We start from the raw sequence: 22,395 nt of genomic DNA on the forward strand, positions 1-22,395 counted from the left end.
TCGATCTCCAACTCTTCGCTTCAGATCCGCCGCTGTGGAGCACACCATCGCTGACCGGCAGCTCGCTGCGGCTCTGCTCCAGTGGTGGCAGCAGCACGGTCGGCGCGCGCCGGAGACCAAACCCTGGATGGTCACGATCGAACGCTCCTGGCCCTTGCCCGATCAGGCGCTCGATCCCTACGGCATCTGGATCGCCGAGGTGATGTTGCAGCAGACCCAGCTGCAGGTGGTGTTGCCCTACTGGCAGCGATGGATGGCGGCCTTCCCTTCGCTCAAGGCCCTGGCCGCTGCAGATGAGCAGGCGGTGCTGCTGCAGTGGCAGGGCCTGGGCTACTACTCCCGTGCCCGGCGGCTGCTGGCCGCGGCCCGGCAGATGCAGGAGCAGATCACGGCCGGCCGGCCTGGCTCCGTAGCTTCCGCGGATCCCGCTGCCTGGCCCCAGGAGCTGGAAACCTGGCTGGCGCTGCCCGGCATCGGTCGCAGCACCGCCGGCGGCATTCTCTCCTCGGCCTTCAACAGCCCCCTGGCAATTCTTGATGGCAATGTGCGCCGGGTGCTGGCGCGCCTGCAGGCCCATCCGCGCCCTCCGATGCGGTCACAGGCTCAGTTCTGGCGGTGGAGTGAGGCGCTGATTGCCGCCGCGCCAGGTCGCGCCCGCGATTGCAATCAGGCTCTGATGGATCTGGGCGCCACCCTCTGCACGCCGCGCAATCCAGCCTGCGGCCGCTGCCCCTGGCAGGACCGCTGCGCTGCTTACGCTTCCGGCACGCCTGATGCCTTTCCTGTGGCCGAACCCTCCCGCTCCCTTCCCTTTCAGGTGATCGGTGTAGGCGTCGTGCTCAACGATGCCGGCGAGGTGCTGATTGATCAACGGCTCAACGAGGGATTGCTCGGGGGGCTTTGGGAGTTTCCCGGCGGCAAGCAGGAACCGGGCGAGGCCATTGAGCACACCATCAGTCGGGAGCTGCGCGAGGAGCTGGCGATTGAGGTGGAGGTGGGTGAGTCTCTGATCAGCCTCGAGCATGCCTACAGCCACAAAAAGCTGCGCTTTGAGGTGCATCTCTGCCGTTGGAACTCAGGCGAACCGCAGCCCCTGGCCAGTCAGCAGGTGCGTTGGGTGCGGCCTGAAGACCTCGACGCCTATCCCTTCCCTGCCGCCAATACGCGGATCATCGCGGCCCTCCAGGAGCGCCTTGGCAGCTCTGCGGCCGACTCCATCGCAGACTCCAGCCCAGACTCTTCCGTCGATCTGCCCCAGGCGAGCTAAGGCTGTTAATCGCCAATGCTTGTTGATCGCAAGTAGCTGTGGATCGCAAGTAGCTGTTGAGTGAAAAGAGCTGTTGGCAGTTGGCTGCTCTCTGGCCAAGCTGCAGGAATCTCTTCGTCCTATCGCTCTCTTCCATCCATGGCTGAGTCGTCGCCGCAGGTGCTTTGTCTCGGTGAGGCCCTGGTGGATCGACTCGGTCCCCCCGGTGGCGATCTCTCCAGCGCTGGCCCTGAAGACTGCGATGACCGGCTGGGTGGTGCTCCTGCAAATGTGGCTTGCGCCCTGGCACGGCTGGGCACGCCCGTTGCCTTCGTTGGCCGGCTCGGTGATGACGCGATCGGCGCCAGCTTCCATGAATTGCTTCAGGATCGTCATGTGGATCTGCGCGGTCTGCAGTGGGATCCGCAGCGGCCGACTCGGGTGGTGCTCGTGCGCCGATACAGCGATGGCGAGCGTGTGTTTCAGGGGTTCGCCGGCGATCACGGTGACGGTTTCGCCGACCAGGCCTTGGATCGAGCCCCCCTTGAGGTGGCCTGGGCACCCCTGGCTTCGGCCTTGCGCTGGTTGTTGATTGGCACCATCCCCTTGGCGAGCGAGGCATCGGCCGCGGCCCTGCAAGCAGCTGTGGCTCAGGCCAATCGCGATCATGTGCGCATCGCCCTTGATGTGAACTGGCGGCCCACCTTCTGGGATCCCTCCGCTTCCCCGGCTGCGGGCCCTGATCCGAATGCCCTGGCGGCCATGGCTCCCCTGCTGGAGCGGGCAGCGCTGCTCAAACTGGCGCGGGAGGAGGCCGACTGGCTCTTCAGCAGTGCTGATCCTGCGCTGATCAGCGCTTCGCTGCCCCAACGCCCCGATGTGGTGGTCACCGACGGCGGCGATCCCGTGCGCTGGTGCATTGCCGGTCACACAGGAGCGATGCCGGTGCTGGCGCCTCCTCGTGTGGTGGACACCACCGGTGCCGGCGATGCCTTCACCGCAGGCCTGTTGCATCAGCTGGTGCGCTTGACCCCGGCTGTTGGGCAGCCCCTGGCGCTCCATGGGGCCGTGGTGGAGCAGGTGGTGCGGTATGCAGCAGCCTGTGGTGCGCTCGTGTGCGCCGGGGCTGGAGGGATCGACCCCCAGCCCTCAGCGGCTGATGTGGAGGCTTTTCTGGCTCAGGCGCCCGCTCCAGTCTCCGCCTGAACGACCGGCTTGCATAGCTGCGCCAGTCGCCCCTCAGCTTGTGCACCCACACCCTGCCGGTGGCTGAGCTCCAACCGCCAGGCGTCAGGCAGGGCGAGGCTCAGCCGCTCGGGCCACTCCACCACCAGCAGGGCACCCATGGCAGTCGCCTCCTCTTCCTCCTGCAGAAACAGGTCATCGGCGGCGCTGGGGAGCTCCAACCGATAGAGATCGAGATGCACCAGCGGCGGGGTGCCTTTGGGGTAGTGCTGGGCGAGGGCGAAGGTGGGGCTGGTGATCGGTTCCTCGATGCCCAGGCCGGCCGCCAGACCCTGCACCAGCGAGGTTTTGCCAGCGCCAAGCGGGCCCTGCAACAGCAGCAGCGATCGAGCCGGTAGACGCCTTGCCAAGGCGAGGCCGAGGGCGCGGGTGGCTTCCAGGTCTTCGAGGATCCAGGTGCCATCTGTAGATTGAGGGTCTGGCGAGCCCGAAGCCTCGGCGACTCTGCAGAGATTCCCGTCCACGTTCTCCCCAGGGAGCTTTAACTCATGGTGGCAACACCCACGGCAACGACCGGCCTGCAGGTCGCCGCTGACTACATCATTGCGGACATCAACCAGGCCGCGTTCGGGCGCAAGGAGCTCGACATCGCCGAGACCGAGATGCCCGGTCTGATGGCCTTGCGCGAGAAATACGGCAGCGAGAAGCCCCTGAAGGGTGCCCGCATCGCCGGCTCCCTGCACATGACGATCCAGACCGCCGTTCTGATCGAAACTCTGGTCGAGCTGGGCGCCGAGGTGCGCTGGGCTTCCTGCAACATCTTCTCCACCCAGGATCACGCTGCTGCCGCCATGGCCGCCCGTGGCATCCCCGTCTTCGCTGTGAAGGGCGAGACCCTTGAGGAGTATTGGGATTACACCCATCGCATCCTTGCCTGGGGCGACGGCGGTTCCCCCAACATGATCCTGGACGACGGTGGTGATGCCACCGGTCTGGTGATGTTGGGCAGCAAGGCCGAGCAAGACAGCAGTGTGCTCGACAACCCCTCCAATGAGGAGGAGACCTTCCTGTTCGCTTCAATCAAGAAGAAGCTTGCCGAAGATCCCAGCTTCTACAGCCGCACCAAGGCGCAGATCCAAGGTGTGACTGAAGAGACCACCACCGGCGTGGCCCGTCTCTACAAGATGCAGAAGAGCGGCGAACTGCCCTTCCCCGCCATCAACGTCAACGACTCGGTCACCAAGAGCAAGTTCGACAACCTCTATGGCTGCCGTGAGTCGCTGGTCGACTCCATCAAGCGCGCCACCGACGTGATGGTGGCCGGCAAACAGGCCCTGGTCATGGGCTACGGCGATGTGGGCAAGGGGTCTGCCCAGTCCCTGCGCGGCCTTGGGGCCACCGTCTGCATTGCTGAGGTCGATCCGATCTGTGCCCTGCAGGCGGCAATGGAGGGCTATCGCGTGGTCCGCCTCGAGGACGTCGTCGATCAGATGGACATCTTCGTGACCGCCACCGGCAACTACCAGGTGATCCGCCATGAGCACCTGGTCAAGATGAAGAACGAGGCGATCGTTTGCAACATCGGTCACTTCGACAATGAGATCGATGTGGCCTCCCTGAAGCAGTACGAGTGGGACAACATCAAGCCCCAGGTCGATCACATCAGCCTGCCCAGCGGCAACCGGATCATCCTTCTCGCCGAAGGCCGACTGGTGAACCTGGGATGCGCCACGGGTCACCCCAGCTTTGTGATGAGTAACTCCTTCACCAACCAGGTGCTGGCTCAGATCGAACTCTTCACCAAGGGGAATGAGTACGACAAGCAGGTGTACGTGCTGCCCAAGCACCTCGATGAGATGGTCGCCCGCCTGCACCTCGACCGTATCGGCGCCAAGCTCACCGAGCTGAGCAAGGACCAGGCCGACTACATCAATGTGCCTGTGGAAGGTCCCTACAAGCCTGACCACTACCGCTACTGATCCCTGCGATCAGCGCTGTTCCCGCCCCATGGAAGACTTGCGCCAACGTGCGCGGGCTCCATGGGGCTTTCTGAATTCGTCACCCAGCTGCCGGACTGGATCGGTCAGGCCGTGGAGGCCAACCCCTGGGCCGGGTATGCCGCCATCTTTGCGGCGATGTTTCTCGAGAATCTCTTCCCACCGATTCCCTCTGAGCTGATCATGCCCCTGGGGGGCTTTTACGTGCAGCAGGGCCAGCTGCAATTGATCCCGGTCGTGCTGGCGGGCCTGATTGGCACCGTGCTCGGGGCGTTGCCTTGGTACGGCATTGGCCGTCTGATCAATGAAGAGCGGATCGAGCAGTGGCTCAGCCGCCACGGCCGCTGGATCGGCATCAGCCCAGAAGAATTAGCTCGCAGTCGTCGCTGGTTTGGCCGCTACGGCACTGCCCTGGTGTTCTGGGGACGCCTTGTGCCCGGGATCCGCACCTTGATCTCGGTGCCAGCCGGAATCGAGCTGATGCCGATGGCACCGTTCCTGATCTGGACCACCGCCGGCAGCTTGATTTGGACCCTGCTGCTCACCCTGGCTGGGGTTGCCCTGGGGGAGAGCTACAGCAACGTGGAGCTCTGGATCGACCCTGTCTCGAAGGTGATCAAGGTGGTGCTGGTGATCGCCCTGTTGGCGGCCGCCATTTGGCTCGGCCTGAGGATCTGGCGCCGCCGCAATGCCGCCGACTGATCCGGCCACTGAGCCAATGATCTGAGCAGGTTGAAACTGAGCTCGATGACCTGGTCAAGGGGCAGATGCGGAGTCCCAAAGCTGGATGCCTCTGCCCCTTGCTCAGCTCAGAAGGGCACTTCCTCTTCGCTGGGACTGCCGCCGAAGCCACCTGACGCTCCCTCGCTGTCGCGCTTGGAACCCAGCAGCTCGAGGCGATCCACCCGTACCACGGGCTTGCTGCGCTCCTCGCCGCTGTTGCGGTCGGTCCAGCGGTCGAGCTTGAAGCTGCCGATGATTCCTAGCAGGGATCCTTTCTTGACGTAATCAGCGGCGACCTGGGCCTGCTTGCCCCAGATCTCGAGGTTGAACCAATCCGGCTCGTCGTCGCGGCTGCGGCGGTTCACGGCCATGGTGAGGTTGGCCACCATGCTTCCGGATTCGAAGTAACGCACCTCGGGGTCGCGGCCAGCGCGGCCGACCAAGGTGACGGAATTGACGCCCATGAATGTCTCCTGTGTGTTGGGTCAATGATGCGCCAAAGCGGCCATCTGTGACGGCTGCCCTGGCTGCTTTTTAGAAGTTCCACCCTCGGGGCCGCTTGTATCAGGACAGGGGCTGAACGGCCGCTCAACTGCCCCTATGATTCGCCGACCTGAGCCGTTCCAAGGTGCTTTTCCGTCGTTTCCAGCTGTCCCGCGACATCGGGATCGACCTCGGCACGGCCAACACGCTGATCTACGTCTCCGGCCGCGGCATCGTGCTGCAGGAGCCCTCCGTGGTGGCCCTTGATCTCGAGCGTGGCGTGCCCCTGGCGGTGGGTGATGAGGCGAAACTGATGCTGGGCCGCACCCCCGGGAATATCAAGGCTGTTCGTCCCCTCAAGGACGGGGTGATCGCTGACTTTGATGCTGCTGAGCAGATGCTCAAGAGCTTCATCCAGAAGGGCAATGAAGGTCGTGGCATCGTCGCGCCCCGGTTGGTGGTGGGCATCCCCAGCGGCGTCACCGGCGTGGAGCGCCGTGCTGTGCGGGAGGCCGGTTTGGCCGGTGCTCGCGAAGTGCACCTGATCGATGAGCCCGTGGCTGCGGCCATTGGCGCCGGTCTGCCGGTGACCGAACCGGTGGGCACCATGATTGTTGATATCGGTGGTGGCACCACCGAAGTGGCGGTGCTGAGCCTTGGCGGTACCGTTCTGAGCGAATCCGTGCGCGTTGCGGGCGACGAGATCAGCGATGCGATTGGGGTGTACCTCAAGAAGGTTCACAACCTCGTGGTTGGTGAGCGCACCGCTGAAGACATCAAGATCCGGATTGGCTCGGCATTCCCCGACAACGACTTCGACCAGACCGTCATGGATGTGCGCGGTCTGCACCTGCTCTCCGGACTGCCCCGGACGATCCAGCTTCGGGCCGGCGACCTGCGCGAAGCAATTGCCGAACCGCTCAACGTGATCGTGGAAGCCGTGAAGCGGACCCTTGAGCGCACCCCGCCTGAGCTCGCCGCCGATATCGTCGATCGCGGCATCATGCTGGCCGGTGGCGGCGCTCTCGTGCGTGGGATCAGCGATCTGATCAGCCACGAAACGGGAATCTTCACCCACATCGCCGAAGACCCCCTGCTGTGTGTGGTCAATGGTTGCGGCCAGGTGCTGGAGGACTACAAGCGTCTGCAGCGCGTGCTCGACACCCCCGAATTCGTTCGCAACTCAGTGACGGCCTGAGCCCATGGGTTCCTCCCAGTGGCCGATGGGCACCCGCCTGCGCAGTTGGCGGCGTCTCTGGCCCTGGCTTGCTCTGATCGCTGCCCTTGCTGCCGTGCGCTGGAGCAAGGGTGCGGCCTTCTCTGATGCCTACGCTCTGCTGAGCCGGCCCTTCTGGCCAGGGTCAGCCCAGCGGGAGTGGCTGCAATCCTCTGGCAACCTTGAGCTTCAGGCTCGCCTGCAGTTACTCCAGCAGGACAACGATCGCCTGCGCGGTTTGCTGGATCTCGACCGCAACAGCGAGAAGGACAAGCGGGTTTCTGCGGCGGTGATCTCCCGGCGCACGGAGGGTTGGTGGCAGCAGCTGGAGCTGGGGCAGGGATCCGCTGCAGGGATCGCCCCTGGTGATGCGGTGATGGGGCCCGGTGGACTGCTGGGCCGCGTGCAGAGCGTCACCCCTGCGACGTCCAGGGTGCGGCTGCTGACCGCACCGGGCAGCCAGGTGGGCGTCTGGGTGCCTCGCACTCAGCAACACGGTCTTCTGGTGGGACTGGGCACTAGCCATCCCCAACTGCGCTTTCTCGACAAGGATGTGAAGGCGCGCCCGGGTGATCTGGTGAGCACCTCCCCCGCCAGCACTCTGTTGCCCCCCAACCTGCCAGTGGCGGTGATTCAGTCGATCAATGGGCGGGCTGTTCCGGCACCGGAGGCCCTGGTGCAGTTGGTGGCGTCTCCTGAGGCCATCGACTGGGTGCAGGTGCAGACCCGCTGATGGCACGCCTTCACCAACAGCCGATCTGTGTCGCGTCTGCGCTCTTGGTGCCCTTGCTCACCCTGGCGACACCCGGCTGGCTGACCCTCTCAGGGGTGGCCCCCAGTTGGTCGATTCTCTGGTTGCTGCCCTGGTCGCTGGTGGATGGTCCGGTGTCCGGGACGATCGCAGCGGCCGGTCTTGGGCTGGTGCTCGATGGACTCGGGGGCGGTGGCCTCACCCAGCTGCCGGTGCTGATGCTGCTCGGCTGGTGGTGGGGGCGGCTCGGGCGGCGGGGCCGACCGATCGAACGCAGCCTCAATCTCGGCCTGCTCGCCTGGATTGGCACCATGCTGCTCGGTCTCAGTCTCTGGCAGCAAGGGCGCCTGCTTTCGGGTCTCGATGCACCGCTCTTTCAGCACTGGGCCTGGCGCCAGTGCTTGCTGCAGGCGTTGATCACCGCCCTGCTGGCGCCGATGCTGGCGTCGTGGCAACTGCTGATCTGGCGTCGACGTGCGCCGGCCTGATCTGATGCTCAAAGCGCCTCGCTTCCGAACCCTGTTCACCGGCCTGATCCTGACCGGATCGGTCCTCATCGGTTGGGGCTGCCGGCCGGCCCAGCGCTCGGATCTGGCGCCGCAGGGACCGCTCCAGCTCTGGACCCTCCAGCTGGCACCCAAATTCAACCCCTACATGGATGGGGTGATCGATGCCTGGGACCGGGCCCATCCCAAGGACCCCGTGCGCTGGACAGATCTGCCCTGGGGCTCGGTGGAGCGCAAGCTGCTGGCTGCTGTGTTCGCGCGTACCGCGCCGGATGTGGTGAATCTGAATCCGCCCTTTGCAGCCAACCTCGCCAGTAAGGGCGGCCTGACGGATCTCACGCCCTTGCTGCCCGCGGGAGCGGCGGAGCGCTACCTGCCCTCGGTCTGGCAGGCGGCGAGGGATCCCCAGGCGGGCCAGATCGCTGTGCCCTGGTATCTCACTGTGCGCCTGAGCCTGGTGAACCGTGGCTTGCTTCAGCAGGCAGGCCTAGAGCAGCCGCCCCGGCGTTGGCAGGAGCTGCCGGCCTTTGCGCGTCGGATCCGCCGCACCACAGGTCGCTATGGCCTGTTTGTGACCGTGGTTCCCGACGACTCCGCTGAGCTGCTCGAATCGATGGTGCAGATGGGGGTGACCCTGCTGGATGACCGGCAGCGGGCTGCTTTCAACACCCCGGAGGGGCGACGTGCCTTTGCCTTCTGGAGTGATCTCTACAGGGAAGGCCTGCTGCCTCGCGAGGTGGTGAGCCAGGGGCAGCGGCGAGCGATTGAGCTCTATCAGAGCGGTGAGCTGGCGGTGCTGGCCAGTGGCGCTGAGTTTCTGCGCAGCATCCAAACCAATGCCCCCGGCATCGCCGCCCGCACCGAACCCTCCCCACCCCTCACCGGTGCGGATGGCACCGCCAATGTCGCCTTGATGACCCTGGCGGTGCCCCGTCAGAGCAGTCGCCCTCAGCAGGCAGCGAACCTGGCTCTTTTCCTGACCAACGCTCCTAATCAAACCCGTTTCGCCCGGGAGGCCCGGGTGCTTCCCTCCTCGCGCGCTGCCCTGCAGCAGGTGCTCAGGGAGCTGGAGGCCGAGCGACCGGCGAATGGCCAGGAGGCCCAGATCCGCCAGGCCCGCTTGCTGTCGGCCCGCACCCTGGAGCGAGCCCGGGTGCTGGTGCCAGCGAGCCCCGGCATCAAGCGCCTGCAGGCCATCATCTACACGCAGCTCCAGCGGGCGATGCTCGGCCAGATCAGCAGCGATCAGGCGGTGACCGAGGCGGCCCGGCAGTGGAATCGCTACGCCGAGGCCCGTTGGCCCTGAGCAGAGGTCTTAATCCTTAAAAGAATCAAAAGCCTTGGGGCGGCATGATCCCTTGGCTCGTGTTCTGTTTGGGCTGAACGGTAGGGTTGCGGCTCCTGATGCAGCGTTCGCATGCCCGAGCCCGGGCCATCCACTGCTCCGAAGGCCACGATCCTCGTGGTGGATGACGAACCTGCCGTTCGGCGCGTGCTGGTCATGCGCCTGCAATTGGCCGGCTACCAGGTGATTTGCGCCGAAGACGGCGAGGAAGCTCTCGAGCGTTTTCACAAGGACAGCCCCGATCTGGTGGTGCTCGATGTGATGCTCCCGAAGCTTGATGGCTTTGCGGTGTGCCGTCGGCTGCGGGCCGAATCCTGCGTGCCGATCATTTTCCTGTCTGCGCTGGAGGCGATCTCCGAGCGGGTAGCCGGTCTTGATCTCGGTGCCGACGATTATCTGCCCAAACCGTTCAGTCCCAAGGAGCTTGAGGCGCGGATCGCCTCGATCCTCCGTCGGGTTGGTCGGGGGTCGGCTGCCGCGGAGCCGAGGGATGTGCCCGTTGGTCAGGGGGTGCTGCGGGTCGGTGATTTGGTGGTGGATACCAACCGTCGTCAGGTCACGCGCGGCAGCGAGCGCATTTCCCTCACCTATACGGAGTTCAGCCTGCTGGAGCTGCTGTTCCGTGAGCCCGGACGCGTGGTGCCCCGGGCCGAGATCCTCGAGCAGCTCTGGGGGTATCCCCCTCGCCGCGCTGCCGATCTGCGTGTGGTGGATGTCTACGTCGCCCGCCTCCGCGGCAAGCTCGAGCCCGATCCCCGCAATCCGGAACTGATCCTCACCGTGCGCGGGATCGGTTACGCCTCCCAGCGCATGGGTGATCTGCCCGCCGCTGTCAACGCCTGAACCACTGCTGCAGCGCATTGGCAGCCATCAGGCTTCGAGGGGATTGACGTGGATTTCCATCCCATCCCAGGATTTGATCGGATTTCACTTCCGGAATCCTTTTCTCACTCCTTCAATGAGATACCCCACTCTCTTGTTGTCTTCTTTGGCAGCAATGCTTTTGGTGTCCTGCTCCACCCAGGATCCGCGATCAGAATGGCGCATGGAGAAGGCGGGCATTTTTGAGCAGGTCAAGAGCTGCTCTATCAAGCCTGAAGAAGCCATCGCCAAGCTTTCAGCTAGGCGCGATGCTCTGGCTTCCAAGGTGCAGGTTGGTTTTGATCCTGAAAAAGTGCGTCGTCTCGCACGAGAAGGGGGTTGCCCGGAATCTTGAGTCGTTGATTCCTCAGGATGCTCAGAGGGCGTCATCGATCAAGATGGCGCCCAGGCGATCCCACATTTGTGTCTGAACTGCGCGAGACCCGTCTGGAGAAGGCCAACGCCCTGCGCGAGCTCGGCCAGGAGCCCTACGCCCTGCGTTTCGAGCCGAGCCATCGCACCGATCAGCTCCAGGCTGACCATGCCGATCTGCCCAATGGAGAGGAGCGGCAGCTCGAGGTGGCGGTCGCCGGTCGGGTGATGACCCGTCGGGTGATGGGCAAGCTCGCCTTTTTTACCCTCGCGGACGAAACCGGTTCGATTCAGCTCTATCTGGAGAAGGCCAGTCTGGGTGAATCATTCAGCCAGCTCACCACCTTGGTGGATGCGGGTGATCTGATTGGTGTACGCGGCAGCCTGCGCCGCACCGACCGGGGCGAGCTGTCGGTGAAGGTGAGCGACTGGCAGATGCTCACCAAGGCTCTCCAGCCTCTCCCGGACAAGTGGCACGGCCTGGCGGACGTGGAGAAGCGCTACCGGCAGCGCTACCTTGATCTGATCGTCAGCCCCCAGTCGCGGGAGACCTTCCGGCGCCGCGCCCTGATGGTGAGTGCGATCCGGCGCTGGCTCGATGAACGCGCCTTTTTGGAAATTGAAACGCCGGTGCTGCAGGCGGAGGCCGGCGGTGCCGAGGCGCGTCCGTTCATCACCCACCACAACACCCTCGACCTGCCCCTTTACCTGCGGATCGCCACGGAGCTTCATCTCAAGCGACTCGTGGTGGGGGGCTTCGAGCGGGTCTATGAGCTGGGGCGCATCTTCCGCAACGAAGGCGTCAGTACCCGCCACAACCCCGAGTTCACCTCGGTGGAGGTGTATCAGGCCTATGCCGATTACACCGACATGATGGATCTCACCGAGCAGCTGATCGCCTCGGTGGCTGAGCAGATCTGCGGCGGTACCCGCATCACCTACCAGGACACGGAGGTGGATCTGACCCCCCCCTGGCGGCGCGCCACCATGCATGAGCTGGTGCAGGAGGCCACCGGTCTCGACTTCAACGCCTTTGCTGATCGCGCCTCAGCAGCAGCGGCGATGGAGGCCGCTGGTCTGGAGGTGCCTGAAAAAGCCGACAGCGTGGGCCGTTTGCTGAATGAGGCCTTTGAGCAACGGGTGGAGGCGGAGCTGATTCAGCCCACCTTTGTGACCGACTACCCGGTGGAGATTTCGCCGCTGGCACGCAAGCACCGCAGCAAGCCAGGGCTGGTGGAGCGCTTTGAGCTGTTCATCGTCGGCCGGGAGACCGCCAATGCCTTCAGTGAGCTCATCGATCCCCTCGACCAGCGACAGCGTCTCGAGGATCAGCAGGCCCGGCGGGCGGCTGGTGACGATGAGGCCCATGGGGTGGATGAGGATTTCCTTCAGGCTCTCGAGGTGGGGATGCCCCCCACGGGTGGCCTCGGGATCGGCATCGATCGCCTGGTGATGCTGCTTACCGATAGCCCCTCGATCCGTGATGTGATCGCCTTCCCGCTCATGCGCCCAGAAGTCCGTGCAGAAACCCGTACAGAGCCCTGAACCATCAACGTGGATAATTAGACCCAGTGGCAGGGTCCTCTTCCCATGAGTGGCGAGCGCGTAGGTTTCCGCTTCAAACACGCCGATGCGGTGGTCAAGCGCAATCCCCAGGGGCGTTCTCGCCGCGGTTGGGTGATGGAGCCGGTCGAGCAGACCACCAGCCGTGGCACCAAGATGCCCGCTTACCGAATCCGCTGGCGCGACAGTGAACGCCCCGAGATCGTGCTCCAGCACATGCTGATCGCCGATCCCGATCCCACTCCACCCCCCGAGAACGTGAGCCTGGTGCCCCCGGCTCCCAAGGCCTGATCCATCAGCTGAAGCCCTGACGGCGCCTCAGCTCCTCCAATTCTTGCTTTGCTTCAAACAGGGCCCAGTCTTCTTCGAGGCTGCGGCCCTGTTGCTGTTTTGCAGCCCTTTGCTGGAGCTGGCTGAGCTGGGTGTTCAGGTCCTGAAATTGTTGACCCAGGCCCTCCAGTTCTCCCCACAGCTGCCGGCCCTGGTCCATCAGGCTCTGCACATGGGCCTCAGCCCGTCCAGCCAGATCCTTGGCGCCAGCTGCGCGAGCCCGGCTGCAGCGGGCCTGCCAGTCGCGCACCTCTGAGGCGAGGGCCAGGAGCAGGCGGCGGTGCTCCTCCGCCTGCTCCTGGAGCTGAGCGCGCCGACGCTGGAGATCCTGCTGACGATCACGCAGATGCTGTTCGCGCAGTAGTTGCTCCTGCTGGGGATTGGAGCGCAGAAAGGCATTGAGGCGTTCCTCGAGGTTGCGCTCAAGCTGATCCAGCCAGGTGGGGGCCATCAGCCGTCGCCCTGCCCATCGGGGGCTTTGGTGATCAACGGGGCTTCGATCTCCTGCTGCAGCGGGGTGATCGCTCCATCACGGGAGCGCAGCAGCAGCTGGGTGAGCCGAGCCACCGATCCTTCCCCAACCTCCAGCTCGCTGAGTCGCTCGAAGGCCTGCCGATAGAGCGCTTCCAGTTCATCGATCAGGGATTCCCGCTGCTGGCGGATGGTGCGGCGTTGCTCCTCACGGCTCATGGCGGCAGCGGTGCTCGGTGACTGATGGTCAGTCTGCCGCCTCCAGCAGGTGCAGAGAGAGGCTGTCGTCGGGGTCATGCCAACGGCGTGCGCAGCGCCATCCCGCCTCTGCGGCCAGCTCGATCGCCATCACAGGGCTGTACTTCACGCTGTATTCGGTCACCAGCGCTTCACCGTCGTCGAAGCTCCAGTGCTCATCGGCAATGGAGACCTGTTGGGGGCAGCGGCTGATCAGGGCCATCTCCACGCGACTGGCCTCCGGTTGCCAGTGGGCCTGGTAGCGGAAGCGTTGGGGATCGAAGTCGGCCTGCAGATCCTGGTTGAGGCGATGGAGCAGATTGCGGGCAAAGGCAGCCGACACCCCGGCGGCATCGTCATAGGCCGCCTCCAGTACCGACGCCGGCTTGGGGTGATCAAGGCCCAGCAGCAGGGGGCCGCCGGCCAGGATCCTCCGGAAGCGCCGCAGCAGCTCCTCCGCGTCCTGGCGGTTGAAATTGCCCAGGGAGCTGCCGGGGAAGAACCCCAGCCGTCGTTGGCCCCGCAGCAAGGGATGGTCAGGCAGGGTCTCCAGTTGGCTGTGGTCACAGCAGATGCCGAGCATGGCCACCGTCGGATGGGCTTGTTGCAGCTTGGTGATCGCCTGCTGGAGATGGTCGGCGCTGATGTCGAGGGCGACGTAAGCCGGTGGCTGCAGGGCCTTCAGCAGGGGGCCCACCTTGCGGGCACTGCCGGCCCCGAACTCCACGATCACGCCATCACCGAGGGCTGCAGCGATCTCGAGGGCCTTGCACTCCAGCAGGTTGATTTCGGTGCGGGTGAGCCCGTATTCCGGTTGTTCGCAGATCCGGTCAAAGAGCTTGGAGCCTTCGGCGTCGTAGAGGAACCAAGCCGGCAGCTGGCGTGGTTGGCGCGCCATGCCATCGCGCACCAGCTGGCGCATGTCGGCGGCGGGGGGATGGAGGTCGATCAGCTCGATCGCGGGAGGTCTCGGGAGATTCATCTGACTGGTCATCTGGCTGGTCATCTGGCTGCTTACCTGGCCAGGCGCAGGCCGGCGGCCATCCAGCGGCTCGCCGGCGGGAAGAAGTTCCGGTAGGTGAGACGGCTGTGACCCTCGGGAGTCAGGCGGCTGCTGCCCCGCAGCACGAATTGGGAGGTCATGAACTTGCCGTTGTATTCCCCCACGGCCCCGGCCGCCGGCTGGAAGCCCGGATAGGGGCGGTAGGGGCTGGCGGTCCATTGCCAGAGGTCTCCTGTGGCTTGAAGGAGCTCATCGCTGCGCTCGCGGGCGCTCAGCTCCCACTCCGCTTCGCTCGGCAGGCGGGCACCGGCCCAGCGGGCATAGGCATCCGCTTCGAACCAGCTGATGTGCCTGACAGGGCGTTGCGGTTGCAGGGGTTGCCGGCCCGCCAGGGTGAATTCCCATTGCCAGGGTGCTTCAGGGCCCTCCCGGCGCCAGTAGCGAGGGGCTTGCCATGCTTTCGTTTGGCACAGGCTCCAGCCTTCGCTCATCCATAGCTCCGGCCGCTGGTAGCCACCGTCGGCGATGAACTGCTGGTAGTCGGCATTGGTCACCAACCGGTCCGCGAGCGCGAACGGCTCCAGCCAGACCCGGTGGCGCGGCCCCTCATTGTCGAAATGGAAGCTGTCGAGATTTGCGCTGTCGAGATGCAAGCTGTCGTGATGCGAGCCTTGGCCGATCTCGACCAGGCCTCCGGGATGTTCCAGCCAGCGGCGCTCGCTGCCGGGTGCTTCCTTCGCCTCCTCCCAGTCGCTGCGGTAGCAGGGCTCCAGGGGCTGGCGACTGAAGCCATCGAGCAGGTCCATCAGCAGCAGTTCCTGGTGCTGCTGCTCGTGCTGGAGTCCGAGCTCCACGAGGCCGCTCCAACGGCGATCCTCGCCAGCGCTGAACAGTTGCTCCAGAGAGGCATCGACCCGCCGGCGCCAGGCGAGCACCTCGGCGATCCCCGGTCGGCTGAGAAGGCCGCGCTGGGGCCTGGGTTGTCGGGGACCGACGGTCTCGTAATAGGAATTGAACAAGTAGCCCCAGCGGGGATCAGCCGGGCGGTGATCTGGCTGAAACGGCCCGAGCACGAAGGTTTCGAAGAACCAGGTGGTGTGTGCCAGGTGCCATTTGGGTGGGCTGGCATCGGCCATGCCCTGCAGGCAGAGATCCTCCGGTTCGAGGGGGGCGATCAGCGCTTCGCTGGTGCGGCGCACCGTCAGCAGGCGAGACAGCAGGGGCTGCTGCGTGCTGAGGACCATCCCATGCGGGCGACTGCGGCAGACCCTAGGTGCGGATCAATTGCGGTGCAGGTGGCGCTGGGCCCCTACCATCGGCCCACTGCGGCTGGAACGATGGAGATCGGATCTGTGCTCGCGGAGCGCTATCGGATCGATCAGCAACTGAGCGCCGCCGCCCAGGGAGTGCTCTGGCGCGCCGCTGATTTGCTCGCCGGCGAGTCCCCTGTGGCGTTGCGCGAACTGCGTGACCCTGCTGCCCAGGAGCGCTTCCGGGCGATCTGGCCTGCGATGCAGGCGGTGCTTCATCCCCAGATTCCTCGCTTCGGTGGCCTGCTGGAGGAGGAGGGAGCCCTCTGGCTGGTGCGTGAGTGGCAGGAGGGGCAGAGCCTGAGTCAGATCCAGCGCCAACGCTCTGAGCGCCAGCTGGTGTTCGGTCCCGGGGAGGTGCTCTTGCTGCTGCGCCAGCTGCTGCCACCCCTGGCGGTGCTGCATGGCCGCGACTTGGTGCATGGCGATCTCAACCCCGGCAACCTGCTACGCCGGGATCAGGACGGTCTGCCCGTGCTGCTGGATTTCGGCCTGCTGCAGCAGGCCGGTCTGCGCCCACTGACCGGCGCAACGGCCGGCTATGCCCCCAGGGCCCAGGGCCGCGGTGAAGCGGCTGCCGCCTGGATGGATCTCCATGGCTTGGGTGTCACGGCCCTGAGTCTTCTCAGCGGTCGGCCCCCGGAACAGTTGCTGGGGCCTGACGGTGCTGCTGCCAGCGCCTGGCGCATTCCCGAGAGCTTGAATCTGGAGCCCCCCTATCGCGCGGTCCTTGAGCGGCTGCTCAGCGAACGGCCCGGGGAGCGTTTCGAGCAGGCCCGCGAGGCGCTGCAGGCGCTGCAGGCTGTGGTCATGCCCGAATCCACTGGTCCCCAGGCGCTCTCGGAACGCACGGTGGTGCTGGCGCCGGCGGCGCCTGTTTCTGCGCCCGTTCCAGATCCCACACCTGCGTTGCCTTCCCTCGCCATGGTTCCAGACGCTTCAGCCCAATCGCAGCCAGGCGATCAGGCTGTTTCAGTACGGAGTCGCCCCAGCGCCGAGGAGCGTCAAAGGGCCGCCGAAGGGCGTCTCTGGCCGGTGGTCGGCGCGCTCCTCGTTTCGGCGGTGCTGGGCACGGCCATCGGCTGGTTCCTGCTCAGTCGTGGTCGCAGCCCGGATGGTGCCCCCTCCACGGATCGTGATCTGGTGGGCCGGGCCCCGAGTGCCAGCTTGCCGCCGGCGGAGGTGGATCAGCGTCAGCAGCTGCTCAGTCGCCTGCGTGCCCTTCAGGTTGACCGCAGCTGGTTTCTGCAGCTGGTGGATGCCAGCCTGCTGGCCCGCTTCCCCGAGCGGAACGGGCGCCTGCCGACTGATTCCCTCGAGGATGCTCCTCTGCGCCGGGTCTGGAATGAGCTGGCGGAGGAGTGGCTGGCCCGGGTGGAGCAGTTGCCGCCCGATCTGCGGGCCCGGCTTGGCCAGCTCAAGGGTGCGGATTGGCAGAAGCAGCGGGAGGCGCTCACGAAGCAGGGGGTGAATCCCCGGGTGGTGGAGCAGCTGGTGAGTGCTTCAGCCCAGAACCTTCTGCCCGGCGTGGTGAGCGGTAGCAAGCCCCCTGAGCCTTACCTGCAGCTCTGGTATGCCGCCGCCATGCGCGGGCTGGGTGATGTGCGCATCGAGAAGCTCACGGCTCGCCCCGGTGCGCCCACGGTGCTCTCCAGTCGTGTGCCATCCGGTGGGGCGCGCTTGATTGCGATTCAGGTGCCGGCGGGCCGCCGCCTGGTGCTGGGCATCAACGGCACCCCCCTGATGCAGATGACCGTCTACGGCGCCGATGGTGAGGTGGTCGCGGCCCGGGGCCCGCTGCGGGTGGTGACCCTCACGCCTGAAGCGGGCTCGCCCGTGCAGGTGCTGGTGACCAATGAAGGGGTCTCTTCGGGTTTGCTCACGCTCTCGTGTCGGGCTGATCGACCCGCCCCAACGCCTTTGCCGGAGGTGGACCCGAATCCGATTCCAGATCCGGCGACCGGTGCCACGGGTGCGGTGGATGGCATGGCTGACCCCCCGGGGCCGAAGCCGGCCGGGGCGGCCAAGCCGCCGGAGGCGCCGCTGGCACCACCCCCAGCGGCAGGAGCAGCCCAAGGGGACGGTGGCGTCACTAACTAGTAACGATTCAGTAACGGGATAGTGCTGCGCGGGTTTCTTTTTTCACCTGCTTTTCCTTTTCGGCCGCTCGTTTGTCGTGCAGCTTGCGGCCCTTGCCCAGTCCGATCGTCAACTTGATCCACGAGCCCTTGAGATGCATGTTCAGGGGGATCAGGGCCAGGCCCTTCTGGTCAAGCTGGCCCCGCAACTTGTCGATCTCGCGCCTGTGGGCCAACAGTTTGCGCACCCGCAGGGGGTCGTGGTTGTAGTAGCCACTGGCGTGGGTGTGGGGTGAGATGTGCACGTTGTGCAGCTGCAGCTCACCGTTGCGGATGAGGCAGAAGCCATCCCGCAGGTTGGCCTGGCCGGCCCGCACCGATTTCACCTCCGTGCCCACCAGCTCGATGCCGGTTTCCAGGGTTTCCAGGATTTCGTATTGATGGCGCGCCAGGCGGTTATCGGCCAGCAGGCGATTCGCCGCTGCCCTGGCTGCTGCCCCCTTCTTGCCTCCGCCTTTCGCCATCCGGCTGCCTTGGATCTCCCGACCTTATCCAGACATCGGTACCCTTCCACCATGGCGATCGTTTCCTCCAGTGCCGGCTCCGGGCGCAGCAAGCGCAACGCGGTGCCCCGTCTGGTGGATCCAGCCGCGCAGGAGGAGGATGTCGCGGGTACGGATTCCGCGGGCATCAATTCCGCAGGCGCGCCTCTCGAAGGAATCGATGGGGCTTCAGCCCGCGATGAGGGGCTCCGCCCTCGACGTCTGAATGACTACATCGGCCAGCGGGAGCTGAAACAGGTGCTTGGCATCGCCGTGCAGGCGGCGATCGGCCGCGGCGATGCCCTCGACCATGTGCTGCTCTATGGCCCCCCCGGCCTCGGGAAGACCACCATGGCCCTGGTGCTCGCCGAGGAGCTGGGGGTGAGCTGCCGGATCACCAGTGCACCGGCCCTCGAGCGCCCGCGAGACATCGTTGGTCTGCTGGTGAATCTGCAGCCGCGGGAGCTGTTGTTCATCGATGAGATTCATCGCCTCACCCGGGTGGCTGAGGAGTTGCTCTATCCGGCGATGGAGGATCGGCGCCTTGATCTCACGGTGGGCAAGGGGAGCACGGCTCGCACCCGCACCCTCGATCTGCCTCCCTTCACCCTCGTGGGCGCCACCACCCGGGCCGGCTCTTTGAGCTCCCCCCTGCGCGATCGCTTCGGCTTGATCCAGCGCCTGGAGTTCTATGGCCAAGAGGATCTCGAGGCGATCGTGGAGCGGGCCTCCGGCCTGCTCGGCCTCCGTCTCACGGCAGCGGCTTGTTGCGAAATTGCTCGTCGCTGCCGGGGCACTCCTCGCATCGCCAACCGCCTGCTGCGGAGGGTGCGGGATGTGGCTTGTGTGCGCGGGGTGGAGGGAGCGATCGAGGCCGCGCTCGTCGAAGAGGCCCTCAGCCTCCATCGTGTGGATGGCCGTGGATTGGATGCCAGTGACCGTCGCCTGCTCGAGCTTCTGCTGCAGGCCCATGGAGGTGGCCCTGTGGGCCTTGAAACCCTGGCGGCTGCCCTCGGTGAAGATCCCACCACCCTGGAAGCGGTGGTGGAGCCTTACCTGCTGCAGCTCGGTTTCCTGCAACGCACCCCCCGGGGGCGAGTGGTGACGGCGGCGGGGCGTCGACATCTGGGCTGGCCGACGGAGGGATCCGAAGCGGCATGATCCATCGCGCCCTTCTTTTGGTGTTGCTGGGATTGCTCTGGCTGGTGCAGCCGGTTGAGGCAGATCAGGGTGTCACGGTTCCAGACCTCTCAGATCGCGACCTGTTCGAGCGGGCCCTGGCGGCCAGTCGCGATGGTGCGGCAGCCCAGGCGCTGCCCTTTTGGGATCGTTATTTGGAGCGCCAGCCTCAGGACGCCGCCGCCTGGAGCAACCGCGGCAATGTGCGCCTGGTGCTTGGTGATGCCGAAGCTGCGATCGCCGATCAGACCCAGGCGCTGGCCCTGGAGCCTGAGGCGATGGATCCCCATCTCAACCGCGGCACTGCGGAAGAGGCGTTGCAGCGGTGGTCGGATGCGGCCACGGACTACACCTGGATCCTGGAGCGGGATCCCCAGGAGGCTTCGGCCCTCTACAACCTGGGCAATGTGCGCGGCTCCCAGAGCGACTGGGCGGCGGCGGCTGAGCTGTATGCCCAGGCGGCCCTGGCGCGGCCGGGGTTTGCGATGGCACGCTCCAGCGAGGCCCTGGCCCGTTATCAGCTTGGTGAGCTGGATGCTGCCGAACAGGAGTTGCGCAAACTGATTCGCCGCTATCCCCTGTTTGCTGATTCCAGAGCGGCCCTGTCGGCCCTGCTCTGGCGCCGGGGCCAGGGTGGCGAGGCGGAGAGCCACTGGGCGGCGGCGGCCGGGCTCGATCCCCGTTATCGCCAGGCCGATTGGCTGCTGGCGGTACGGCGCTGGCCACCGAGCCCCACGGCCGACCTGGGCGCGTTTCTCAAGCTGGAGAGTCGATGAACACCCCCATGGATCCCTGGCTCACTCGCCTCGACGCGCAGTTGCCGGAACTGCTGGAACTGCGCCGTCATCTCCATGCCCATCCGGAGCTGAGCGGGGAGGAGCACCAAACGGCCGCGTTGGTGGCGGGGGAGCTGCGCCAGCACGGTTGGCAGGTGCGCGAAGGGGTGGGACGTACCGGTGTGGTGGCCGACCTTGGTCCGTCTGAGGGGCCAAGGGTTGGCCTGCGGGTGGATATGGATGCCCTGCCTGTTGAGGAGCGCACGGGGCTGGCCTATGCGTCCCGCCGTCAGGGGGTGATGCACGCCTGCGGCCATGACCTGCACACCTGCATTGGCCTGGGGGTGGCCCGTTTGCTGGCGGCTGAGTCGCCTCTGCCCTGCGGGGTGCGGCTGTTGTTTCAGCCCGCCGAAGAGCTGGCCCAAGGGGCCCGCTGGATGCGTGACGACGGCGCCCTGGAGGGTCTCTCCGCCCTGTACGGCGTGCATGTGTTTCCGTCTCTTGCGGTGGGAACGATCGGGGTGCGCAGCGGCAGCCTCACAGCAGCGGCAGGGGAACTGGAGATCGAGGTGATCGGTGAGGGGGGGCACGGTGCCCGGCCCCACCAGTCGGTGGATGCGATCTGGATCGCCGCCCGGGTGGTGACTGGTCTGCAGGAGGCGATCAGTCGCCGCCTGGATGCCCTGCATCCCGTGGTGGTGAGCTTCGGGCGGATCGAGGGCGGCAAAGCCTTCAACGTGATCGCCGATCGGGTGCGCCTGCTCGGCACCCTGCGCTGCCTGGATTGCGATCTGCACGGTCGGCTGCCAGCCTGGATCGAAGACACCGTGCAGGCGATCTGTTCCAGCTTCGGCGCCACCGCCACCGTCAGCTATCGCTGCATCGCCCCCCCGGTGCACAACCATTCGGGCCTCACGGATCTGCTCGAACGCTGTGCCATCGAACAGATCGGTCGCGCCCAGGTGCAGCGTCTGGAGCACCCGTCCCTTGGCGCGGAGGATTTCGCGGAGCTGGTGCAGGAGCTGCCGGGCAGCATGTTTCGGTTGGGTGTGGCGGGGCCGGATGGATGTGCGCCCCTGCATAACGGTCGTTTTCTGCCGGATGAAGCCAGCCTGGGGGTCGGCATTCGCGTGCTCACCTCCACCCTGCTGGCCTGGATGAACGCTCCCATTCCCGCGGAGGCTCCGTGAGCTCGCGCATCCGATCCTTGGGCCATGTGTGGCTGTCGCTGGCGGCGCCTCTGTTGGTGTTGCTGGGGTTGGTGGCGCTGTTCCTGCGCCAGGGGCAAGACCGCCTGCAGGCCCTGCCTGCGATTGTGGTGGGCATCACCCTGGTGACCAGCGCCCTGGTGGGCCGTCGACGCCGGCGTCAGCGCCTGTTGATGGCTCTGCGCAGCACCCGGGCCGAACGCCCATCCCAGGAGCGCGACTGATGGCTGCCCAACCCGACGACCGACCCTGCCCCGATGCGGCAACCCTGCGCGAGGCGATTGCCTCCGGTGACCCGATGCGGGCCATGCCCGCCTTGGCGACTCTGAGGGAGTTCCCCGAGGATCAGACCGAGACCGTGGTGGTGCCGCTGTTGCTGCTTGGCGCAGAGCAGGAGGCCTTTCTGGTGCGCTCGCTCAGCTGCAGCGGCCTGGGGGTTCGCCGCAGCGAGGCGGGCTGGGCGCTGCTCGAGCGGCTGCTGCGGAACGACGAGGACGCGAATGTGCGCGCGGAAGCGGCCAATTCCCTCGCCAGCTACGGCGTGGAGCGGGCCTGGCCCCTGCTGCGGGACAGCTTTGCTGCCGACAACGCCTGGCTCGTGCGTTGCAGCATCCTCTCGGCCCTGGCGGAGCAGCCTGGGATTGATCCCGCCTGGTTGCTCGAGCTCGGCCAGCTGGCGATCGAGGATGGCGACGGCACCGTGCGGGTGGGCGGCGCTGAGATCCTGGGCCGGCTGGTGCGGGAGCAAGCCGCCGATGACGTTGGCAGCCAGGCCCGGGCCCTGCTCCAACCGCTGCAGCAGGACACGGATCACCGGGTGGTGGCAGCGGCCCTGAATGGCCTGCAGGGGGGCTGAGCACCCCTTTGACGCGACTCTTGCTACCGTTCCGGCACCACTAGGGGTGCCCTGGTCGCTTGCGACTGATCGGGCTGAGATCACACCCTCCGCACCTGATCCGGGTCATGCCGGCGCAGGGAAGTGACCAAGCGTGATCCCGGGCTGCAGCCCACCT

Annotated in this window: 25 protein-coding genes and 1 riboswitch; of the genes, 18 read left to right on the forward strand and 7 right to left on the reverse strand. The window is 65.8% G+C overall.

Annotation, left to right across the window (positions count from 1 at the left end; genetic code table 11):
- Window positions 1-34 precede the first annotated feature (34 nt).
- Window positions 35-1,267 carry an 8-oxo-dGTP diphosphatase MutT gene (gene mutT, locus H0O21_RS04250; protein ID WP_255441127.1) on the forward strand — a complete coding sequence of 411 codons (1,233 nt, stop codon included), beginning with the start codon at window positions 35-37 and terminating at the stop codon, window positions 1,265-1,267.
- A gap of 138 nt (window positions 1,268-1,405) precedes the next feature.
- Window positions 1,406-2,452 (forward strand): carbohydrate kinase, encoded by a 1,047-nt coding sequence (locus H0O21_RS04255; RefSeq protein WP_185190508.1) that lies wholly within the window; start codon window positions 1,406-1,408, stop codon window positions 2,450-2,452.
- Here H0O21_RS04255 and tsaE read toward each other — a convergent pair.
- Window positions 2,425-2,955, reverse strand: a complete 531-nt coding sequence (gene tsaE / locus H0O21_RS04260; protein ID WP_185190509.1) for a tRNA (adenosine(37)-N6)-threonylcarbamoyltransferase complex ATPase subunit type 1 TsaE — start codon at window positions 2,953-2,955, stop codon at window positions 2,425-2,427. The genes H0O21_RS04255 and tsaE overlap by 28 nt on opposite strands.
- Before the next feature lie 24 nt (window positions 2,956-2,979).
- On the opposite strand from tsaE, the gene ahcY reads away from it, so the two are divergent.
- Both ahcY and H0O21_RS04270 read left to right on the forward strand, forming a co-directional pair.
- Window positions 2,980-4,410 carry an adenosylhomocysteinase gene (gene ahcY / locus H0O21_RS04265; RefSeq protein ID WP_185190510.1) on the forward strand — a complete coding sequence of 477 codons (1,431 nt, stop codon included), beginning with the start codon at window positions 2,980-2,982 and terminating at the stop codon, window positions 4,408-4,410.
- Between the two features lie 60 nt (window positions 4,411-4,470).
- Window positions 4,471-5,130, forward strand: a complete 660-nt coding sequence (locus H0O21_RS04270; protein WP_185190511.1) for a DedA family protein — start codon at window positions 4,471-4,473, stop codon at window positions 5,128-5,130.
- A gap of 107 nt (window positions 5,131-5,237) precedes the next feature.
- Here the strand turns inward: H0O21_RS04270 and H0O21_RS04275 are convergent, their stop codons facing one another.
- Window positions 5,238-5,615 carry a single-stranded DNA-binding protein gene (locus H0O21_RS04275; protein ID WP_131455624.1) on the reverse strand — a complete coding sequence of 126 codons (378 nt, stop codon included), beginning with the start codon at window positions 5,613-5,615 and terminating at the stop codon, window positions 5,238-5,240.
- Between the two features lie 164 nt (window positions 5,616-5,779).
- On the opposite strand from H0O21_RS04275, the gene H0O21_RS04280 reads away from it, so the two are divergent.
- The 8 genes from H0O21_RS04280 (at window position 5,780) to H0O21_RS04315 (ending at window position 12,539) form a co-directional block, all read left to right on the forward strand.
- Window positions 5,780-6,832, forward strand: a complete 1,053-nt coding sequence (locus tag H0O21_RS04280; RefSeq protein WP_185190512.1) for a rod shape-determining protein — start codon at window positions 5,780-5,782, stop codon at window positions 6,830-6,832.
- 4 nt (window positions 6,833-6,836) lie between these two features.
- Window positions 6,837-7,583 carry a rod shape-determining protein MreC gene (gene mreC, locus H0O21_RS04285; RefSeq protein WP_185190513.1) on the forward strand — a complete coding sequence of 249 codons (747 nt, stop codon included), beginning with the start codon at window positions 6,837-6,839 and terminating at the stop codon, window positions 7,581-7,583.
- On the forward strand, window positions 7,583-8,089 hold the full coding sequence (locus H0O21_RS04290) for a rod shape-determining protein MreD (protein ID WP_185190514.1): 507 nt from the start codon (window positions 7,583-7,585) through the stop codon (window positions 8,087-8,089). The genes mreC and H0O21_RS04290 overlap by 1 nt, the downstream gene beginning before the upstream one ends.
- Before the next feature lie 4 nt (window positions 8,090-8,093).
- The gene (locus tag H0O21_RS04295) at window positions 8,094-9,413 is read left to right on the forward strand and encodes a sugar ABC transporter substrate-binding protein (protein WP_185190515.1); all 1,320 of its coding nucleotides are present in this window, start codon (window positions 8,094-8,096) and stop codon (window positions 9,411-9,413) included.
- Between the two features lie 111 nt (window positions 9,414-9,524).
- Complete coding sequence (rpaB, locus tag H0O21_RS04300) at window positions 9,525-10,295, forward strand: response regulator transcription factor RpaB (protein ID WP_131455629.1); 771 nt, start codon at window positions 9,525-9,527, stop codon at window positions 10,293-10,295.
- A 115-nt stretch (window positions 10,296-10,410) separates the two neighbouring features.
- Window positions 10,411-10,668 carry a hypothetical protein gene (locus tag H0O21_RS04305; RefSeq protein WP_185190516.1) on the forward strand — a complete coding sequence of 86 codons (258 nt, stop codon included), beginning with the start codon at window positions 10,411-10,413 and terminating at the stop codon, window positions 10,666-10,668.
- A 68-nt stretch (window positions 10,669-10,736) separates the two neighbouring features.
- Window positions 10,737-12,230, forward strand: coding sequence for a lysine--tRNA ligase (gene lysS, locus H0O21_RS04310; RefSeq protein WP_185190517.1), 1,494 nt, complete (start codon window positions 10,737-10,739; stop codon window positions 12,228-12,230).
- Window positions 12,231-12,275: 45 nt separating this feature from the next.
- Window positions 12,276-12,539 carry a hypothetical protein gene (locus H0O21_RS04315; protein ID WP_131455631.1) on the forward strand — a complete coding sequence of 88 codons (264 nt, stop codon included), beginning with the start codon at window positions 12,276-12,278 and terminating at the stop codon, window positions 12,537-12,539.
- Window positions 12,540-12,543: 4 nt separating this feature from the next.
- Here H0O21_RS04315 and H0O21_RS04320 read toward each other — a convergent pair whose 3' ends face one another.
- Genes H0O21_RS04320 through egtB form a run of 4 tightly spaced genes read right to left on the reverse strand, consistent with a single transcriptional unit; the run spans window position 12,544 to window position 15,533 of the window.
- Window positions 12,544-13,029: a hercynine metabolism protein gene (locus H0O21_RS04320; protein WP_185190518.1), complete on the reverse strand. Its 486-nt coding sequence runs from the start codon at window positions 13,027-13,029 to the stop codon at window positions 12,544-12,546.
- Window positions 13,029-13,268 (reverse strand): hercynine metabolism small protein, encoded by a 240-nt coding sequence (locus H0O21_RS04325; protein ID WP_185190519.1) that lies wholly within the window; start codon window positions 13,266-13,268, stop codon window positions 13,029-13,031. The genes H0O21_RS04320 and H0O21_RS04325 overlap by 1 nt, the downstream gene beginning before the upstream one ends.
- 28 nt (window positions 13,269-13,296) lie before the next feature.
- On the reverse strand, window positions 13,297-14,292 hold the full coding sequence (egtD, locus tag H0O21_RS04330; RefSeq protein ID WP_255441128.1) for an L-histidine N(alpha)-methyltransferase: 996 nt from the start codon (window positions 14,290-14,292) through the stop codon (window positions 13,297-13,299).
- 8 nt (window positions 14,293-14,300) lie between these two features.
- Entirely contained in the window at window positions 14,301-15,533 is a 1,233-nt protein-coding gene (gene egtB, locus H0O21_RS04335) for an ergothioneine biosynthesis protein EgtB (protein ID WP_185190520.1), read from the reverse strand.
- A gap of 93 nt (window positions 15,534-15,626) precedes the next feature.
- Here egtB and H0O21_RS04340 point away from each other — a divergent pair, with 93 nt between their 5' ends.
- Window positions 15,627-17,699 carry a protein kinase gene (locus H0O21_RS04340; protein WP_185190521.1) on the forward strand — a complete coding sequence of 691 codons (2,073 nt, stop codon included), beginning with the start codon at window positions 15,627-15,629 and terminating at the stop codon, window positions 17,697-17,699.
- Window positions 17,700-17,706: 7 nt separating this feature from the next.
- On the opposite strand, the gene smpB is transcribed toward H0O21_RS04340, so the two are convergent.
- Window positions 17,707-18,201: an SsrA-binding protein SmpB gene (gene smpB, locus H0O21_RS04345; RefSeq protein ID WP_131455634.1), complete on the reverse strand. Its 495-nt coding sequence runs from the start codon at window positions 18,199-18,201 to the stop codon at window positions 17,707-17,709.
- 51 nt (window positions 18,202-18,252) lie between these two features.
- Here smpB and ruvB point away from each other — a divergent pair, with 51 nt between their 5' ends.
- From ruvB to H0O21_RS04370, 5 genes are read left to right on the forward strand one after another with little or no spacing between them, the layout of a single operon-like run.
- Window positions 18,253-19,380 (forward strand): Holliday junction branch migration DNA helicase RuvB, encoded by a 1,128-nt coding sequence (gene ruvB / locus H0O21_RS04350; RefSeq protein ID WP_185190522.1) that lies wholly within the window; start codon window positions 18,253-18,255, stop codon window positions 19,378-19,380.
- The gene (locus H0O21_RS04355; protein ID WP_185190523.1) at window positions 19,377-20,174 is read left to right on the forward strand and encodes a tetratricopeptide repeat protein; all 798 of its coding nucleotides are present in this window, start codon (window positions 19,377-19,379) and stop codon (window positions 20,172-20,174) included. The genes ruvB and H0O21_RS04355 overlap by 4 nt, the downstream gene beginning before the upstream one ends.
- Window positions 20,171-21,364 (forward strand): amidohydrolase, encoded by a 1,194-nt coding sequence (locus tag H0O21_RS04360; RefSeq protein WP_255441129.1) that lies wholly within the window; start codon window positions 20,171-20,173, stop codon window positions 21,362-21,364. Before H0O21_RS04355 ends, H0O21_RS04360 begins: the two co-directional genes overlap by 4 nt.
- On the forward strand, window positions 21,361-21,606 hold the full coding sequence (locus H0O21_RS04365; protein ID WP_131455637.1) for a DUF3188 domain-containing protein: 246 nt from the start codon (window positions 21,361-21,363) through the stop codon (window positions 21,604-21,606). Before H0O21_RS04360 ends, H0O21_RS04365 begins: the two co-directional genes overlap by 4 nt.
- Complete coding sequence (locus H0O21_RS04370; protein ID WP_185190524.1) at window positions 21,606-22,238, forward strand: HEAT repeat domain-containing protein; 633 nt, start codon at window positions 21,606-21,608, stop codon at window positions 22,236-22,238. The genes H0O21_RS04365 and H0O21_RS04370 overlap by 1 nt, the downstream gene beginning before the upstream one ends.
- Window positions 22,239-22,270: 32 nt before the next feature.
- Window positions 22,271-22,377: riboswitch (TPP riboswitch) on the forward strand.
- The last annotated feature ends 18 nt before the right edge of the window (window positions 22,378-22,395 follow it).

It is taken from the genome of Synechococcus sp. HK01-R, from assembly GCF_014217855.1.
Lineage (GTDB): Bacteria > Cyanobacteriota > Cyanobacteriia > PCC-6307 > Cyanobiaceae > Synechococcus_C.

Bases quoted from the DNA above. Each gene is read 5' to 3' on its own strand.
- egtB (WP_185190520.1), bottom strand. From the start codon at position 15,533: ATGGTCCTCAGCACGCAGCAGCCCCTGCTGTCTCGCCTGCTGACGGTG.
- H0O21_RS04370 (WP_185190524.1), top strand. From the start codon at position 21,606: ATGGCTGCCCAACCCGACGACCGACCCTGCCCCGATGCGGCAACCCTG.
- egtD (WP_255441128.1), bottom strand. From the start codon at position 14,292: ATGACCAGCCAGATGACCAGTCAGATGAATCTCCCGAGACCTCCCGCG.
- mreC (WP_185190513.1), top strand. From the start codon at position 6,837: ATGGGTTCCTCCCAGTGGCCGATGGGCACCCGCCTGCGCAGTTGGCGG.
- H0O21_RS04255 (WP_185190508.1), top strand. From the start codon at position 1,406: ATGGCTGAGTCGTCGCCGCAGGTGCTTTGTCTCGGTGAGGCCCTGGTG.
- H0O21_RS04360 (WP_255441129.1), top strand. From the start codon at position 20,171: ATGAACACCCCCATGGATCCCTGGCTCACTCGCCTCGACGCGCAGTTG.
- H0O21_RS04270 (WP_185190511.1), top strand. From the start codon at position 4,471: ATGGGGCTTTCTGAATTCGTCACCCAGCTGCCGGACTGGATCGGTCAG.
- H0O21_RS04320 (WP_185190518.1), bottom strand. From the start codon at position 13,029: ATGGCCCCCACCTGGCTGGATCAGCTTGAGCGCAACCTCGAGGAACGC.
- H0O21_RS04315 (WP_131455631.1), top strand. From the start codon at position 12,276: ATGAGTGGCGAGCGCGTAGGTTTCCGCTTCAAACACGCCGATGCGGTG.
- H0O21_RS04295 (WP_185190515.1), top strand. From the start codon at position 8,094: ATGCTCAAAGCGCCTCGCTTCCGAACCCTGTTCACCGGCCTGATCCTG.
- rpaB (WP_131455629.1), top strand. From the start codon at position 9,525: ATGCCCGAGCCCGGGCCATCCACTGCTCCGAAGGCCACGATCCTCGTG.
- H0O21_RS04275 (WP_131455624.1), bottom strand. From the start codon at position 5,615: ATGGGCGTCAATTCCGTCACCTTGGTCGGCCGCGCTGGCCGCGACCCC.
- ruvB (WP_185190522.1), top strand. From the start codon at position 18,253: ATGGCGATCGTTTCCTCCAGTGCCGGCTCCGGGCGCAGCAAGCGCAAC.
- H0O21_RS04325 (WP_185190519.1), bottom strand. From the start codon at position 13,268: ATGAGCCGTGAGGAGCAACGCCGCACCATCCGCCAGCAGCGGGAATCC.
- H0O21_RS04340 (WP_185190521.1), top strand. From the start codon at position 15,627: ATGGAGATCGGATCTGTGCTCGCGGAGCGCTATCGGATCGATCAGCAA.
- ahcY (WP_185190510.1), top strand. From the start codon at position 2,980: ATGGTGGCAACACCCACGGCAACGACCGGCCTGCAGGTCGCCGCTGAC.
- H0O21_RS04305 (WP_185190516.1), top strand. From the start codon at position 10,411: ATGAGATACCCCACTCTCTTGTTGTCTTCTTTGGCAGCAATGCTTTTG.
- H0O21_RS04290 (WP_185190514.1), top strand. From the start codon at position 7,583: ATGGCACGCCTTCACCAACAGCCGATCTGTGTCGCGTCTGCGCTCTTG.
- smpB (WP_131455634.1), bottom strand. From the start codon at position 18,201: ATGGCGAAAGGCGGAGGCAAGAAGGGGGCAGCAGCCAGGGCAGCGGCG.
- H0O21_RS04355 (WP_185190523.1), top strand. From the start codon at position 19,377: ATGATCCATCGCGCCCTTCTTTTGGTGTTGCTGGGATTGCTCTGGCTG.